This is a genomic window from Exiguobacterium sp. NPDC077395 (genome assembly GCF_050269125.1).
GTDB classification, from domain to species: domain Bacteria; phylum Bacillota; class Bacilli; order Exiguobacteriales; family Exiguobacteriaceae; genus Exiguobacterium; species Exiguobacterium aestuarii_A.
Window position 1 is genome coordinate 45,444 of sequence record NZ_JBNNHU010000004.1, and the last position, 14,155, is coordinate 59,598.

Sequence of the window (14,155 nt, forward strand, 5' to 3'; positions counted from 1 at the left end):
TGATGGAAAAATCCGTTATTTTCTTAGATCGGTTCCATAACATTGAAACGATGTTGCGTCAGCAATTAAGACAAGAAGAGCATATTTCGTTTTCTTATCTTGTGGATCAAGCCGCTAAACAGAATCCCTTGATTCGACAAAAAGCGGAGCGGCTCAAAAGTTTTGGACGCTTGCGCAACGCAATTCAACATGGGAGTGGATTGAACGGTGAGCCTATTGCGGAACCGCACGAGAAAATTGTGAGTGAAATTATTGAAATTGAAGAGAAGTTACGTTCTCCAAAGCGAATGAATAACTTCTTCTGTGACGTCTATTCATTGAATGAATCGGATTCGATGAGTAAAATGCTTCAGTTCGTTCAACAGTTTCAGTACTCTCAATTTCCTGTATTTAATTCTAAGGGAGAGTTTATTTCACTTGTTACTGAGAGCGGTATCACAAATTGGTTGGCATCAAAGGTTAAGGAAGATCTTATTTCATTTGAAGAGACTAAAGTGAGTGATCTTCTTTCCGTCGATGAACTTGCTGAGACGTATCGCTTTATTTCAAAAAGAAACACTATCTATGAAGCGAAAGATTATTTTTTACAGGCAGCAAATGAAGGACGAAAACTAGAGGCACTATTGATTACTGAATCAGGGAAGTCAAATCAATCATTATTGGGGATTGTGACACATTGGGATTTAGCAACGTTCGATTAAATGAAAGGGGAGAGTTAGTGTTTAAATATCAGAAATCTACTATACAAAAGATACCTATTGACTATATAACGGACCAATTAAAAGTAAATATTGGAATTGGAACAGTTAGCGTCTGTTTTCAAAATATGACTGAAAGTAGATTAATTAACAATCAATTATTCCACATCGCGACTCTAGATAAAGTGACATTGCATCGTTCAAATATGTTTCAAATATTAATATCTCGGGAGGAACGATGCCTTGAGATTGAAACACGCTTCAATCCAGACGAACTAAAGAAAAAGATGCAATTTAGTATTTCTGAATCGAAGTATGAAACATCTTATACAATTCAATTTCGCAATAAAGAGCATAAAGAAAAATTAGTCCATCCAATGAGACAAAATGATACGAATGTAACGTCAATTGATGTTCAAATGACACACATTCTTCAAACTTTCGAAGAGACTGGTCGCTTTATCCTCATTGAACGGGAGTTAGATGACTTATTAAGTAAACGAAAATCATTAAATAAACAGAAGGGAAGGTTGAATCAATTTTTAAAACTATTGCAAGTCATCCATTATTCGGGTGGTACGTCTTTTAATACATGGATATTGAAAAACTTTAATGTGATACGCGATTTACCAGATCTGCATAAAGAGATTCACCCAATTATCTATTTTAGAATTATACGTTTTTACTTTTCATGTTTTTCAAAACAACAGTATAAGGAAAAATTTAATCAAAGTAGTAGAATCCCTGCTGAACAAGATGCCATTAGTTTCTATGGACGAATGCTCGGATTAAAATTACCGTATCGCGCTGTGACTCCATATGGGATGTTCTTAAAAGATTGGGACCGAAAAGAATTGAACGCTCGTATGTTAGATAAAATACTGAGTTATTTGCAATTAACGAATCGAGAAACAATAGTGATTGAAAATATGATTCAAGATACCTTCTATAAAAAAGTCCCACTTCAACTAAATAAAAAAAGTGAATTAGCTGCTTATGGATATATTAAAGTCACATCTATTTCAATGAAAAAACGAAGAGAAATTTTAGTTAGAAAGTGCATTCCTGAATTAGGTCTGCAAAGAACTGTCGATTTATTGTTCGGTATTTCAAATTTACATAAGCATCATAAAAATGCTCATCTTGTTTATACGAGTGATTTGCAATATTTAAAGAGAAATTTTAAAGAACAGAATATTAAATGGCCACGTATAGAAATCACATAACGAAAGAAAAAATAGAGTGGTAAGCGAGGAGGTTCATGAAAGTGACGGCTGTTATAGAGCAGGAACAAAAAAGATTGAATGATTTTTGCACAATCATTGAATCTCATTTAACGGGAAAAAATACTAAAGAAAAACCAGGTCTTGAATCAAGCGACTATGAAATGATTGACATGCGAGGACATTCACGTCAATCGGAAAGCGCACAGGAACGCCAAAAGTATGAGGACGCCCTGAAAGAACTGTATTCGTTCACATTCGTAATTGAGGACGAAGGGGAAGAAGAGATTTATCCGGTCGGGAAGTTCGGGGTGGCGCACCCTCGTTCACCTGAGATCCCGCTCGTCCTAGATTGGCGGAGTGAGATGGCGATGCGTGCGTCTATGTTTAACGGGGAGGCGATTGAAACGCCAGGTGGTGACATCATCGGGATGACACAGCTCGAGCTTGATCGAAGACAGCGACGTGTCGTTCAGGCAAATCATCGTCGTGCTCCAAAACGGCAACCGAGCTCACTGACAAAACGATTTACCGAGCAAATCAAATCGACATTCAAAAAGCCGTCGACGGTGCCTGACGTCCCACAAGAGAGTTTTATGGAGAAAGAGTTGACGAAGAAGCAAAAAGATCGTTCTATTGATGGATTCATTGCAACACGGCAAGCCGAACAAAACCACATTATCCAGGCACCCGTGAATACATATATGATTGTCCAAGGTGCGGCCGGGACTGGGAAATCGTTAACTGCGTTGCACCGTATGTCTTATTTGCAGTATCAAGATGAACGCCGAAAGATGCTTTATTTAGCTCCGAACGAAGCGACGATTCATCAATTGTTGAAGGATGCGGAGCATTTACAAATTCAATCGGTTTCTACAATGGCATTTGATGATTTTGCAGTTCAATTGAACAAAAAGTTTTTAAATCAGAATGGCCATTTGGAATTACTTCCGCTGTATGAATCGAACCATTTAATCAAGTGGGTTGATGAGGCGCTGGCAGAATGGAACGAAGACATCTGTGAAACGCTTTTTAGTTATGAACCAATGGATGAGTTAGTCCATTTACATGAAAAAGCAATTGATATGTGGATGTCCGGAAATGGGACATTTCACGAAAAGAGATTGCGGATTCTTCAAACGATTCGAAGTGAACTTGAAAAAATCCATATTTTAAATAAAAAGGAATATGAACAAGAATATATTGAAACAGCCTCGATTTGGACAAAATACTTGTATGATGAAAAACGTCAAAAGTTAAGTGAATTGATGAAAGAGAATTTTGAAAATCGATTACTATCCGAAAAGAAAAAGCGAGAAGCATTTTTAAACTTTTGGAGTGAGATCTTACGAATTGATGCCGAAACGGTTTGGAAAATGCTAAAAAATCCATTGATGCTTGAACACATGAAAGTAGATGTGGATGAGACCCTATTGAAGGCATGGCATAAATATAAATCTCCGACTAGATTAGATCTCTTCCTCTGGATGTATCTTCACTATGAAACTAATGGGTATCCTGAAAAATGGAGCCATCTCTTTGTTGATGAAGCACAGACGCTTCGTCCGCTCGATTTAATGGTGCTCGAAAAAATCTGTCATGGGATGACGGTATTCGGAGATACGTTACAAAGCTATCAAGCGTTTGACATGGAATCATGGGATTCAATTCAAACTCATGGAAAGTCAAAATGGCGCATCGAGTATTTAACGAAAGCATTCCGAACGACGAAACCTATTATTAATTTTGCTAAAGAAATACTGTATGACTCAGATCACGATACAACATGGATTGATCCATTTAACCGAGATGGGCAACCTATCGAATTTCTAGTGACAAAGAAAAGTAGAGAAATAAAAGACGTACTAGCTCGTTGGCGAAAACAACAATTTACGATTTGTATAATCACACCAACATTAGAACGTGCACAGTTCTTACACGCAAAACTTAATTTACGTACTCAACTCATTGTATCTGATACTACTAAAGTTGGAGAAGAAATTGTTATTTCTACAGTAGACTACTTGCGCGGTATGGAATTTGATGCAGTGCTTTTAATGGATGTCGATCAAGAAAACTATCCTGAATTTCCACAAGAAGCGCGGCGATTATATGTCTCATTGACACGAGCCTTACATGAAGTAGTTGTTCATACGACAGAAGACTACTCATTGCTATTCCGCAGTATACAATTCAGAAAATAGAAAATCAAATTACATGATATGAAAAAACAAAGTGTGAGTAGTTTTTGACAAAATCAAGCGTAGTAAAATCTTATGTCGTTGAAAAGCGGAGATAGAAAATATAAGATGTAAGACCCCATCAATAAACCAATTACTTATAGCCTTTTTAAATTGTGTACTTGGATAATAAATAAAAGACCTATACATTTTTTGTACACCCCTATCTTCAAGTCTTTTTGTATAGTGAATGCATATGAATGTATGAAAGGTTGGAGAATGATTGGGGATTTATTATACACATCAGCATGAAGACGCTTGGAAAGCAGCATTGGAGCGAGGGTATCTACAAGGTGATCCTCAGTACGCTTTTTTCAACGACGAAGGGTTTGAATTTTTTAAACCAGCCTATGATTGGATGGTTGAACAATATGAGCAACGAATTGGAATTTCGTTATGTGGGAACTATCCGGTCTGGTGTTGGGATGAGTTTCCTGACTTAAGCAGGGGTGGACATATCGGACAAGGAAACAAAGGTGTTGTGTTGACAGTTGAATTACCGGATGATCAAGTACTAGCTTCAGAAATTTCATTTTGGGAGTTTGTTCCGTATCATTCTACTTTTTGCGATACAGCCGAGGCCTTTGATCACAGAGAGAATATTGATCCGGCCTATACCCGAAAGTCATGGGAAAAAATCTTTGATAAAAAATGGTGTGAGGAGATGGCGATTCATCGGTCTATCGAGGCACCAGACTATCAATACGTGATTCATCGGATTGAACTGCATCAGGTTCGGGCTGTCATGCCTTTTCGGGACTTGGATGATCATTTGATGGACCGGGTTCGAGGATTAGCCTGGCAGCTCAGTTATAATCTTGGATTGAAAAAGTCGATTCCGTTTAGTTTAGAAAATCAGAAACGCTAAGCGATACTATGTTTTCTACCAAGCCTTCCATTGTGAAGGCTTTTTCTTATTCTCAAGTAAAGGAGCAAGTTGTGTTGCCATCGCATATGTAATTTGTTTACCTGTTCTAGAAACCGATTGCCTTTCCTAAACATACCTCGTGTTGCACAATTGTTCATTTAATTGTACATTTGTGCAAAGGGGTGTGACTGAATGTCAGAAGAACTGAAGAGGCTTTATGAAGTAGCGCATTTGTATTACGAACAGAATCAAACACAACATCAGATTGCAGAGACGCTCGATGTCAATCGGGCAACCATCAGTCGCATGTTAAAACGCATTCGGGAATTAGGAATTGTGAAATTTCAAATCGATTATGATCGCTATCAATCAATTGACGTGGCAGTCCAACTGAAAGAGCGGTTTGGTCTAAAACATGTCATCCTTGTACCTGAAAAGTCAGGACAACGCGAAGAGACGTTACAGCGTATGGGGGAAGCGTGCGCAACATACGTCGAGTCGATGGTGACCGATGACGATGTGATCGGCTTTTCTTGGGGGACAGCACTCGCTTCCGTCGTGGAAGCACTGACATCGAAAGAGGAATATTCAACTATTCAATGTGTGCCCCTCATCGGTGGGCCGGACGGAAAGCTCGAGAGTCGTTTTCATGCGAACACGTTAGCCTATGACGCCTCACGAAAATGGCGTGGACGTTCTAAACTTATCGACGTTCCTGCTATTTTACCGAATGCTGCCATCAAACAAGCATTGACGCAATCAACACATGCTCAAGAAGTCGTGGAGCTGTGGGGGCGGATGAACATCGCCCTCTTTGGAATCGGTTCGGCCCAACTGAACCAGGAATCCAACTGGTTGGCTTTCTATGGTCAAACGTTTACCGAAGAAATGAACGACCTCCAAATCATCGGAGATCTTTGCTCGCACTTCTATAATCAAAATGGAGAGACCGTGACCACTTCGTTATCGGATCGAACAGTCCATATTGAGCATCAACAACTCGCGAAGGTGCCGCTTAAAATCGGAGTGGCCTATGGAAGTGAGAAAGTAGAGGCGATTCGAGTCGCCGTCGAGCATCGATTGATTGATGTCATCGTGACAACTGATCGCACGGCCCAACAACTGTTACAGGGGGAATGAACAGATGGATGTGAAAGAGAAGTGTGCGGAAGCCGCGCTCCATTGGATTGAATCGGGGATGACAATCGGTCTTGGGGGTGGCAGTACGATTCAACACCTCATCAATATGATTCATGCGAATGAACTGGACGTGACGATCGTGACGCCTTCTTTTGTAACGCGACGCGCTTGTCTGGAAAAAGGGCTTCGGGTTGTCGAGACGGGGGATGTCTCGCTGATCGACCTTGCTTTTGACGGATGTGACCAAGTCGATACACGACACCACGCCTTGAAGAGTGGAGGCGGGATTCATACGGAAGAAAAACTTATTGCAACCATGGCGAAGCGGTATGTATTACTGGTGGATGATTCTAAATTTGTTGAACGATTGACGTTTGATCATCCGGTTGTCTTAGAGGTTCTTCCACAAGCATTCACTTATGTGAACCAAAAAATTCAAGAGTTCCCTTGGGTGACATCTCTACAAGTTCGTCAAAGTTTGAACAGTGACGGGGCCTTGGTGACCGTGAACGGAAACCGATTACTCGACGTGGTTGTCCTCCCGTCTGAAGATCCAATTGAGGTGCACCACCAGTTATCTCAAGTGCGTGGCGTGGTTGATACGTCCTTGTTCACAGATGTCGTCACGCACGTCATCGTTGCATCGCATCACGATACAGTCGTCTATTCAACAGAAACGGGGGAAGTGAAATGAAGCGATGGGGAATCATTGGACCAGGTGCGATTGCTACAGAATTCGCTCAAGCACTCGCACAATCAGATGGTATTGCCTACGGGGTATGGGGACGAGATGTAGAAAAAGCCGAAAAATTCGCGCAAGAATATGGTGTGAGATATGTGTACCAAACGTTAGATGAGATGTTGTCTTCACCTGACATCGACATCGTCTACGTGGCGACACCTCATCACCTCCATTATTCGATGATGGAACAAGCCATCGCACATGGAAAACATGTCCTTTGCGAAAAAGCCATCACACTAAACAGTGAAGAGCTGGAGAACATTAAACGTCTGGCTGATGATCAAGGGGTGATTGTGCTCGAAGCAATGACGATTTATCATATGCCGCTCTTTGAAGAGTTGAGACGGCGTGTTCAGGAAGGTGCAATCGGACGAGTCAATATGATTCATGTGACGTTCGGCAGTTATAAAGAAGATGATCCGTCTAACCGATTCTTCAATCCGGAATTGGCTGGGGGTGCGATGCTCGATATCGGAACATACGCCTTATCGTTCGCTCGAAATTTCTTAGACGAAGAAGTGGTGGAAGTGTTGACGACAATGAAGCCATACAAGACCGGGGTCGATGAACAATCAAGTACGATCCTTCGTACGGATTCTGATCAAATAGTGAACATTACCCTTGCGATGCGCACAAAGTTACCGAAACAAGGAGTAGTCGCTGGAGAAGACGGGTACATTACCGTCAATTCGTTTCCTCGTGCAACGGAGGCGACCATCACGTACACGAAAGATGGATCGATTGAGACCGTTCAGCTTGGGGAGACGGAGCAGGCATTACGCTATGAAATCGACGCGATGCATCGTGTCATTTCTGGTGAATCTGACGAGACGCGACTTTATTCACGGGATGTCATGACGTGGATGGATCAGATCCGTCAACAATGGAAGGGGACTCATCATGAACAGAGGAATTGATCACATCGGCATGACAGTGCCTTCTATTGAGGAGGCAACTACTTTTTTGAAAGATGCGTTCCACGCTGAGATTTGCTATGACGTGCAGCGTCCAGAAGATGAACCGATGGAAGGGAAAGAGGCAGAGCAGCAACTAGACTTACCAGACGGACAACAAATCATCCATATGCGACTGCTTCAAATCAAATCAGGACCGTCTATCGAATTGTTTCAAGTCTCACGTGTAAATGAAACCGAACCGACAGGAATCTCATCGTACGGTTTACATCATTTCGCGATTTATGTGGATGATATGCAAGAGGCGGCTCAGCGCTTTGAACGTGCGGGTGGACAGTTGTTATCGAAACCACACCCGTTAGCCGGCGTCGAAGACAATGGGGATAACCAAGGTGTATACGGGAAGGCACCGTGGGGGTCACTCATCGAGCTGATTGCCTATCCGGATGGAATTGATTATCCTACGTCGAGTGAACAGGAGCGTTGGACACCGGCGGAACATAAATGAGTGTATACGAAAAGAATCGCCCGTTCTCAGGCGATTCATTTTTAGTCCGTATTATTTGTCATTCACAAAAATTATTAGGGGCATATGTGAACAGAAAAAAGCATAATAAAGTGCCATTTTTTGGTAATATGGAATTATGTTTAATGAGAGCAAAATTGTGAATGAGGACGTGGAGAACATGAACGAAGTGCAACGATTAATGGACGAGGTCATTAAATTCCGGGATGAGCGCGACTGGGCGTTTCACCATAACCCGAAAGACTTGGCACTTTCCTTGTCGCTCGAGGCGAGTGAGTTACTTGAAGATCTCGAGTGAAGAAGCGCTTGAGACGAAAAAGACGGAGATGGAAGAGGAGCTTGCCGATGTGTTGATCTATGCGCTGACGTTCGCGCATGCTGCTAACATCAATGTGTCGAAAGCGATTGAAGACAAGCTCGTGAAAAACGCAGTGAAGTATCCGATTGTGACTGGGAATGATTCACGATGAAGTCGAATCATCGATTGCTATTCGTCATGTATCTTGGAGCAGGTATATTGAATTTGGCTCTCTTTCTTGCGATTCCCTTATTCCACATAGAACGTTCGAACTGGATGAACGTCATGTTCCCACTGTTGACAATTATTTGGTTTGCGAATGCGCTTGTGCACTGGGGACAGATGAAACGAATTCATGTAGAGTGATGCATTAAGTTTCATCAAAAAAGTCATCTTCTTCGTAAGGATTCGCATACAAGTCAATATCAAACTCGGCTCGAATTCGGTGAGCAAACTGGATTGTATCCGTATCGATGACTAGCGCTGGAGCCTGTCCATCTTCAATCACGATGACGATGACAAATTTGGCTTGTAGATTTTCATATGTTTGATAGAGTTGGTCTAATATTAGTTCTTTCCCATTTAATGTTTTAATAATTTGTTTTAGCTGATCGTTCACGTCAAATGAAGGTTGATACCCCGTACCAATCATCCATGCGGTAAAGGTAGATGGACGTTTAGAAGGTTCCCGTATCTCGCCCAATTTATAGAATTCGGTTGGGGTTAAATCCAGTAGCCTTGTCACTTCATCAATCGAAAAATCATCACCGACAAGCTTGAAGTAGACATTTACTTCTGACTTTGTAGTAAACATTTCATTCCTTCTTTCATACTTAATGATTATGTCCATAGTATCAGTAAAGGTGATATACACAGAAGGGGGATTCTCTAGATGAATAGTGCTGAGCGATTTTCTCAACTTTACGCATCTGGAAAACGTTCGACCCGTCTTGCAATTCGAGTAGGACTATTGATTACTTTGAGCGGTGCCTTGTTTTACTGGAATGATGATCAGCGGTTAGCCGAAATCACTTGGTTCATCGTCTTATTTCCGGTCACGGCGTGTATCAAGCTTGTGTTTCGGACGAATGTTCTTTTGACATTTAACGAAAGTGTGCGATATCGACGGCTCGTCTGGTCTGAGTGTGCCCTAGGTCTTGGAATCATTGTACTATTTACACTATTGAGTATGATGACTTTGTATAGAGAAGGGTTCACTTCGGGATTGCTGTTGGCTTGTAGTCTCGTTTTATTTGGAATCGTTGCATCCTCGAATCTTGACCGCAAATTGAAGCAAGTCGATGCGTCTCATGTGACCCACCGATTATACAATCGGGGGAAAGTTGGTCATTTTGATTGAAAGCACTCCAATCATATTGAAAAAAAGAAGGTCATGTATCATTATTTGAACAATACTCATCGGTGTGAGGCGTTCCGTGAATTTTGTCGTCAACAGCCGTCCGTGATTGAATGTCATCGTTTAGCCGGGCAGTATAGCTACCTTGTCAAAGTCGTGACGGAAAACGTGCGCACGTTAGAGTCGTTCATCGACGAATCAATGGAGTATGGTCGTCCCTCGTCCCTGATTAATCTATCTTCACCCGTATCATTCAGACCCATCATATAATATAACCTGGTTATTTTTTTATCGTAGTTCTTCTGCTGAAATCTTTTAAACTAGCAGACGAGTAACGATGAAAGGATTGAAAGGTCATGGGCATCTACTACACACATCAACGAGAAGAAGCATGGCGACAAGCTTTGAGGAAAGGATATCTTGAAGCGAGTGGAGAATATGCGTTGTTCAGTGAAGACGGGTTGGAAGAGTTCAAGCCTGCCTATGATTGGATGGTCGAACAATACGAGAAGCGTATCGGTATCTCATTGAATGGGAACTATCCGATCTGGTGTTGGGACGAGTTTCCCGATTTGGGACGGGGTGGACATATTGGTGAGGGGAACCGAGGTGTCGTCTTGACTGTTGAGATACCCGATGAAGAAGTGTTGGCATCCGAGTTTTCGTATTGGCATCATGTGCTTAGTAACTTTCCATTGTATGAGACGTTAGAAGAGTATGACCGAGAAGACGAACCTGACGAACTGTTCGTGCGTCAATCGTGGGAACGTATCTTTGACAAAGCATGGTGCGAAGCGTCTGTCGCGGACCAACCAAATGTCGAATTGGTATATCAACACGTCATCCACCGAATTGATTTAACTCAAGTTCGAGCCGTTATGCCTTTTGTCGGTCGAGGCGACAGGTTATTAGACCGAGTGAGAGGGATGGGATGGCGCATCGGATTCAAACTCGGACTCATTCGATCTAAACCGTTTGAATGGAAAGCGTGATAAGGCGAAACGCAGCTAACCTAAGTCAGCTGCGTTTTGTGTTCGAATCTAATTGTTGTTCGATGTGGTCGAGACGTTCAATCAATACTTGTAACTGCTTCGAGCGTTCACGTTCCATAAAGAGTTGCTCGTCAGCCCGTTTCTCAGAGCGTACGACGACATTACGAATCCACAACATACCGATGATTAGCACGACGATTGGCAACATCGTGAAGATGAGTCCGAATAATGAAACCATGATGACGTTCATATAGACATTCCTCCCTTTCTACGTCTTCATTATACTTCCAAATACATCCAGATTAAAAGACTGTCATTGGTATTGTATCCTATATGCTCGTTAAACTGAATACAGAGACTTGAAAGGAGTCGATTGAATGGCAATTTATTATACATATCAACATGCAGGTGCGTGGGAAGCCGCTAAGAAGAATGGTTTTTTATTCGGTGACCCGAACTACGGTATGCTTAAAGATGAGGAAGATGCCAATCATCGATCTGCCTACGATTGGTTGGTTGACCAATATGAGAAGCGCACGAAACGATTACTGAATGAGAATAATCCCGTTTGGCTTAGTAATACCCCACCAAATGTCGCACGTGGTGGTTTTTTAGAGGTTGGGGAGCCGGGTGTCGTATTGACCGTCGAGCTACCTGATGAGGCCGTGTTAGAACTGGAAGCAGGGTATTGGGTGTTCGCCTTAAATCGATGGTTCCTTTCTTTTGAAGACCGTGAGGCAGAGAGCGAGGAAGAACTGCGTACATCGTGGGAGAACATGTTCGACCGTGAATGGTGTGAAGCAATCGTTAAGGAATATCCCGAAACGAATACGAAATATGACTATATCGTCGACCAGATTCATCTTCACCAAGTGCTTGATGTCCAATCGTTCATTGAACAAGGTGTGTCATGATCAAGCCGACCCGACTTGGAACAGACGAAGCGGGTTACGTCATCAACCAAACATCCATCCGTCATATACAGCCTGAGTTTGAAACTGTCCTTTTTAAAGCAATCGAATTGGTGAAAGAAGCATTCGATGAACAGCTACATAGCATATACCTATACGGAAGCATCGGTCGCGGGACGGCCGTTGCTGGAAAATCGGATCTCGATTTGACGGTGCTTGTGCATGAGGATGTCGATGCGACGGAATTGGTGGAACAGACGGAGCAATTACTAACGGAACATCCGGAAGTCATCAAAATCGACTACGATATCGGTCGTCTGGATGTGGCACTGGATTCAGCGAACCGTTTTGAATGGGGCTTTTGGCTAAGACATCTCTGTACGTGTGTTTACGGGGAAGATGTTTCGACTCAATTCCCACTCATGAAGCCGGATGCTCGTGTGAGTGAGGAGTTGAACCAGGATTTAGTTTCCACCATCGAAACAGCTAAGTCCAAATTGCTTCGTCGACAGATGTCACATCTGGAGAAGCGCTCTATCGTGAAGCGCGTCATCCGAGGTTGGTATTTGACGATCAATGTGAAGGACGAGAGTTTTTCGACGACTGTAGAAGCGTGCTTGGCGATTCTAAAGCTCTATTTCCCAGAAGATCCGCGAGTAGAGCAAGGGGAAACGCTATTGAGACAAGATGACATCACAAATCAACAGCTTCTAGACTATTTGAATGAAATAGATTGGACTTAACGATGTCGTTCTTCGATTGGGATATATCCGTTTGGTCGTCTTCGCTTTACGTCCGTCTCAAAGTAGAGTTGGGGCGTGTATAGAGCGCTCATTACGTAAAGGACGATAACAGACTCGACTATAATCGACCATTGAATGAGGTCGACCAAAAATAGAAACCATATAGAGTGTGAAACGAGACATAGCGCCCAAGTCATCCCATTCTCTGTCCGAATAAATCGGTACAGGATGCGCATCAATACGATATAAGGGAAGAAAAGATAATAGAACATATTTTTCAATTGATGTCGTCCTTTCTAGAACAGATCCAATCATCTAACTCAGTATAATCGAGGAGAGACGGACGACAAAGGAGAATTTACAATGAAATCAATCGCCATCATCGGAGCTGGTGTCAGCGGGCTCTATGCCGCAAGCGAGCTTCATCAAAAAGGATATGACGTCACAGTGTTTGAGGCACGTGACCGAGTTGGTGGACGCATTTTGACAAAGGACGGCTACGACCTCGGACCGACATGGTATTGGCCAGACACGGAGAAGACCATCTCGGAACTCGTGGATACACTCGCACTCGAGTCATTCCTTCAACATACGACAGGGGAGATGGTGCTCGAACGCCAAACGACGACTGCGCCGGAACGACATGTGTTGCCGGAAGAAAGCATCGTCCGATCCAAACGTTTAGTCGGTGGGATGACGAGTTTAGTGGAAGCCCTATACGCGCAGTTAACCGATGAGGTTGTTCAACTTGGGTATCGCCTCACATCCATCGACCGACAGTCAGACCGAGTACAATTGACGTTCCAAAATGGGGCGGTGCATCACACGGATGAAGTGATTTTTGCACTTCCTCCACGCCTTGTCGCCAATCTAACAATCGAGCCTGAATTGTCAGCATCGACACGGAATGCACTCAAAACGACTCCGACTTGGATGGCGTCTCAGGCGAAGGCGCTCATCGTATACGAAACACCGTTCTGGCGAGAAGAAGGTTTGTCTGGTTTTGGGATGAGCTGGGTCGGTCCGCTCCAAGAGATTCATGACGCCTCACAGATGGACGGTCAAGGCGCGCTATTCGGATTTTTCCGTCTGTCACCGGGAGAACGAGAAGCGCTAGGGGAAGGACAAGTGAAGACACGTGTCATCGAACAACTAGAGAAGTTATATGGTCCGAAAGCGAATGATTTTCTGGCTTTTCATTACATGGACTGGTCGACAGAATCTGAGACGGCGACATCTGACGACCTCATGCCGCTCACGGCATTCCCGGCTTACGGTCCAATCGAACTCGGTGACCGTCTCCATCTGATCGGTTCGGAGACGGATGCGCAGTTTGGGGGACATATCGAAGGGGCATTACGGTCGGCGGAGCGGATGGTAAAACAATTCAACATAGAAGATTAATCGAGTCTGTCACCCTGTGTGACAGGCTTGTTTCATATATCGAAACTTTTTTGGGTATCTTTGAAGTAACAATACATTCTGCTTATGATAAGCGACACG

The 14,155-nt window shown here is 43.0% G+C and carries 16 protein-coding genes and 3 pseudogenes; 16 read left to right on the forward strand and 3 right to left on the reverse strand.

The features are described from left to right. The first annotated feature begins 2 nt into the window (after positions 1-2). The 10 genes and pseudogenes from ACQKD4_RS13470 to ACQKD4_RS13515 all read left to right on the forward strand — a co-directional run bounded on the left by ACQKD4_RS13470 (position 3) and on the right by ACQKD4_RS13515 (position 9,015). Positions 3-701 (forward strand): hypothetical protein, encoded by a 699-nt coding sequence (locus ACQKD4_RS13470; RefSeq protein WP_427373682.1) that lies wholly within the window; start codon positions 3-5, stop codon positions 699-701. Between the two features lie 17 nt (positions 702-718). After that, positions 719-1,924 carry a hypothetical protein gene (locus tag ACQKD4_RS13475; protein WP_427373685.1) on the forward strand — a complete coding sequence of 402 codons (1,206 nt, stop codon included), beginning with the start codon at positions 719-721 and terminating at the stop codon, positions 1,922-1,924. A gap of 41 nt (positions 1,925-1,965) precedes the next feature. Further along, positions 1,966-4,125, forward strand: coding sequence for a 3'-5' exonuclease (locus ACQKD4_RS13480; RefSeq protein ID WP_427373686.1), 2,160 nt, complete (start codon positions 1,966-1,968; stop codon positions 4,123-4,125). 259 nt (positions 4,126-4,384) lie between these two features. Continuing rightward, entirely contained in the window at positions 4,385-5,029 is a 645-nt protein-coding gene (locus tag ACQKD4_RS13485; protein WP_427373687.1) for a DUF3841 domain-containing protein, read from the forward strand. A 192-nt stretch (positions 5,030-5,221) separates the two neighbouring features. Beyond that, positions 5,222-6,169 (forward strand): sugar-binding transcriptional regulator, encoded by a 948-nt coding sequence (locus ACQKD4_RS13490; protein WP_427373689.1) that lies wholly within the window; start codon positions 5,222-5,224, stop codon positions 6,167-6,169. Between the two features lie 4 nt (positions 6,170-6,173). Beyond that, on the forward strand, positions 6,174-6,863 hold the full coding sequence (gene rpiA / locus ACQKD4_RS13495) for a ribose 5-phosphate isomerase A (protein ID WP_427373691.1): 690 nt from the start codon (positions 6,174-6,176) through the stop codon (positions 6,861-6,863). Continuing rightward, positions 6,860-7,828, forward strand: coding sequence for a Gfo/Idh/MocA family protein (locus ACQKD4_RS13500; RefSeq protein ID WP_427373693.1), 969 nt, complete (start codon positions 6,860-6,862; stop codon positions 7,826-7,828). The genes rpiA and ACQKD4_RS13500 overlap by 4 nt, the downstream gene beginning before the upstream one ends. After that, a complete protein-coding gene (locus ACQKD4_RS13505; RefSeq protein ID WP_427373695.1) occupies positions 7,812-8,333 on the forward strand; it encodes a VOC family protein in 522 nt (173 codons plus the stop codon). The genes ACQKD4_RS13500 and ACQKD4_RS13505 overlap by 17 nt, the downstream gene beginning before the upstream one ends. Positions 8,334-8,511: 178 nt before the next feature. Further along, a pseudogene (locus tag ACQKD4_RS13510) lies at positions 8,512-8,821 on the forward strand (MazG-like family protein). Further along, positions 8,818-9,015: a hypothetical protein gene (locus ACQKD4_RS13515; protein WP_427373696.1), complete on the forward strand. Its 198-nt coding sequence runs from the start codon at positions 8,818-8,820 to the stop codon at positions 9,013-9,015. Before ACQKD4_RS13510 ends, ACQKD4_RS13515 begins: the two are co-directional and overlap by 4 nt. A 4-nt stretch (positions 9,016-9,019) precedes the next feature. Here the strand turns inward: ACQKD4_RS13515 and ACQKD4_RS13520 are convergent, their stop codons facing one another. Further along, positions 9,020-9,463 carry a DUF4279 domain-containing protein gene (locus ACQKD4_RS13520; protein WP_427373697.1) on the reverse strand — a complete coding sequence of 148 codons (444 nt, stop codon included), beginning with the start codon at positions 9,461-9,463 and terminating at the stop codon, positions 9,020-9,022. A gap of 78 nt (positions 9,464-9,541) precedes the next feature. Here ACQKD4_RS13520 and ACQKD4_RS13525 point away from each other — a divergent pair, with 78 nt between their 5' ends. The 3 genes and pseudogenes from ACQKD4_RS13525 to ACQKD4_RS13535 all read left to right on the forward strand — a co-directional run bounded on the left by ACQKD4_RS13525 (position 9,542) and on the right by ACQKD4_RS13535 (position 10,998). Then, complete coding sequence (locus ACQKD4_RS13525; RefSeq protein ID WP_427373699.1) at positions 9,542-10,009, forward strand: hypothetical protein; 468 nt, start codon at positions 9,542-9,544, stop codon at positions 10,007-10,009. Between the two features lie 63 nt (positions 10,010-10,072). After that, a pseudogene (locus ACQKD4_RS13530) lies at positions 10,073-10,276 on the forward strand (Lrp/AsnC ligand binding domain-containing protein); the annotation flags it as partial. 86 nt (positions 10,277-10,362) lie between these two features. After that, positions 10,363-10,998: a DUF3841 domain-containing protein gene (locus ACQKD4_RS13535; protein WP_427373701.1), complete on the forward strand. Its 636-nt coding sequence runs from the start codon at positions 10,363-10,365 to the stop codon at positions 10,996-10,998. A 25-nt stretch (positions 10,999-11,023) separates the two neighbouring features. Here the strand turns inward: ACQKD4_RS13535 and ACQKD4_RS13540 are convergent, their stop codons facing one another. Next, entirely contained in the window at positions 11,024-11,248 is a 225-nt protein-coding gene (locus ACQKD4_RS13540; RefSeq protein ID WP_427373703.1) for a hypothetical protein, read from the reverse strand. Between the two features lie 127 nt (positions 11,249-11,375). On the opposite strand from ACQKD4_RS13540, the gene ACQKD4_RS13545 reads away from it, so the two are divergent. Beyond that, positions 11,376-11,912: a DUF3841 domain-containing protein gene (locus ACQKD4_RS13545; protein WP_427373704.1), complete on the forward strand. Its 537-nt coding sequence runs from the start codon at positions 11,376-11,378 to the stop codon at positions 11,910-11,912. Then, complete coding sequence (locus ACQKD4_RS13550; protein ID WP_427373705.1) at positions 11,909-12,652, forward strand: nucleotidyltransferase domain-containing protein; 744 nt, start codon at positions 11,909-11,911, stop codon at positions 12,650-12,652. Before ACQKD4_RS13545 ends, ACQKD4_RS13550 begins: the two co-directional genes overlap by 4 nt. On the opposite strand, the gene ACQKD4_RS13555 is transcribed toward ACQKD4_RS13550, so the two are convergent. Beyond that, positions 12,649-12,933, reverse strand: a complete 285-nt coding sequence (locus ACQKD4_RS13555) for a hypothetical protein (RefSeq protein ID WP_427373706.1) — start codon at positions 12,931-12,933, stop codon at positions 12,649-12,651. The genes ACQKD4_RS13550 and ACQKD4_RS13555 overlap by 4 nt on opposite strands. A gap of 61 nt (positions 12,934-12,994) precedes the next feature. On the opposite strand from ACQKD4_RS13555, the pseudogene ACQKD4_RS13560 reads away from it, so the two are divergent. Next, positions 12,995-14,056, forward strand: a pseudogene (locus ACQKD4_RS13560) (flavin monoamine oxidase family protein); the annotation flags it as partial. Positions 14,057-14,155: the final 99 nt, after the last annotated feature.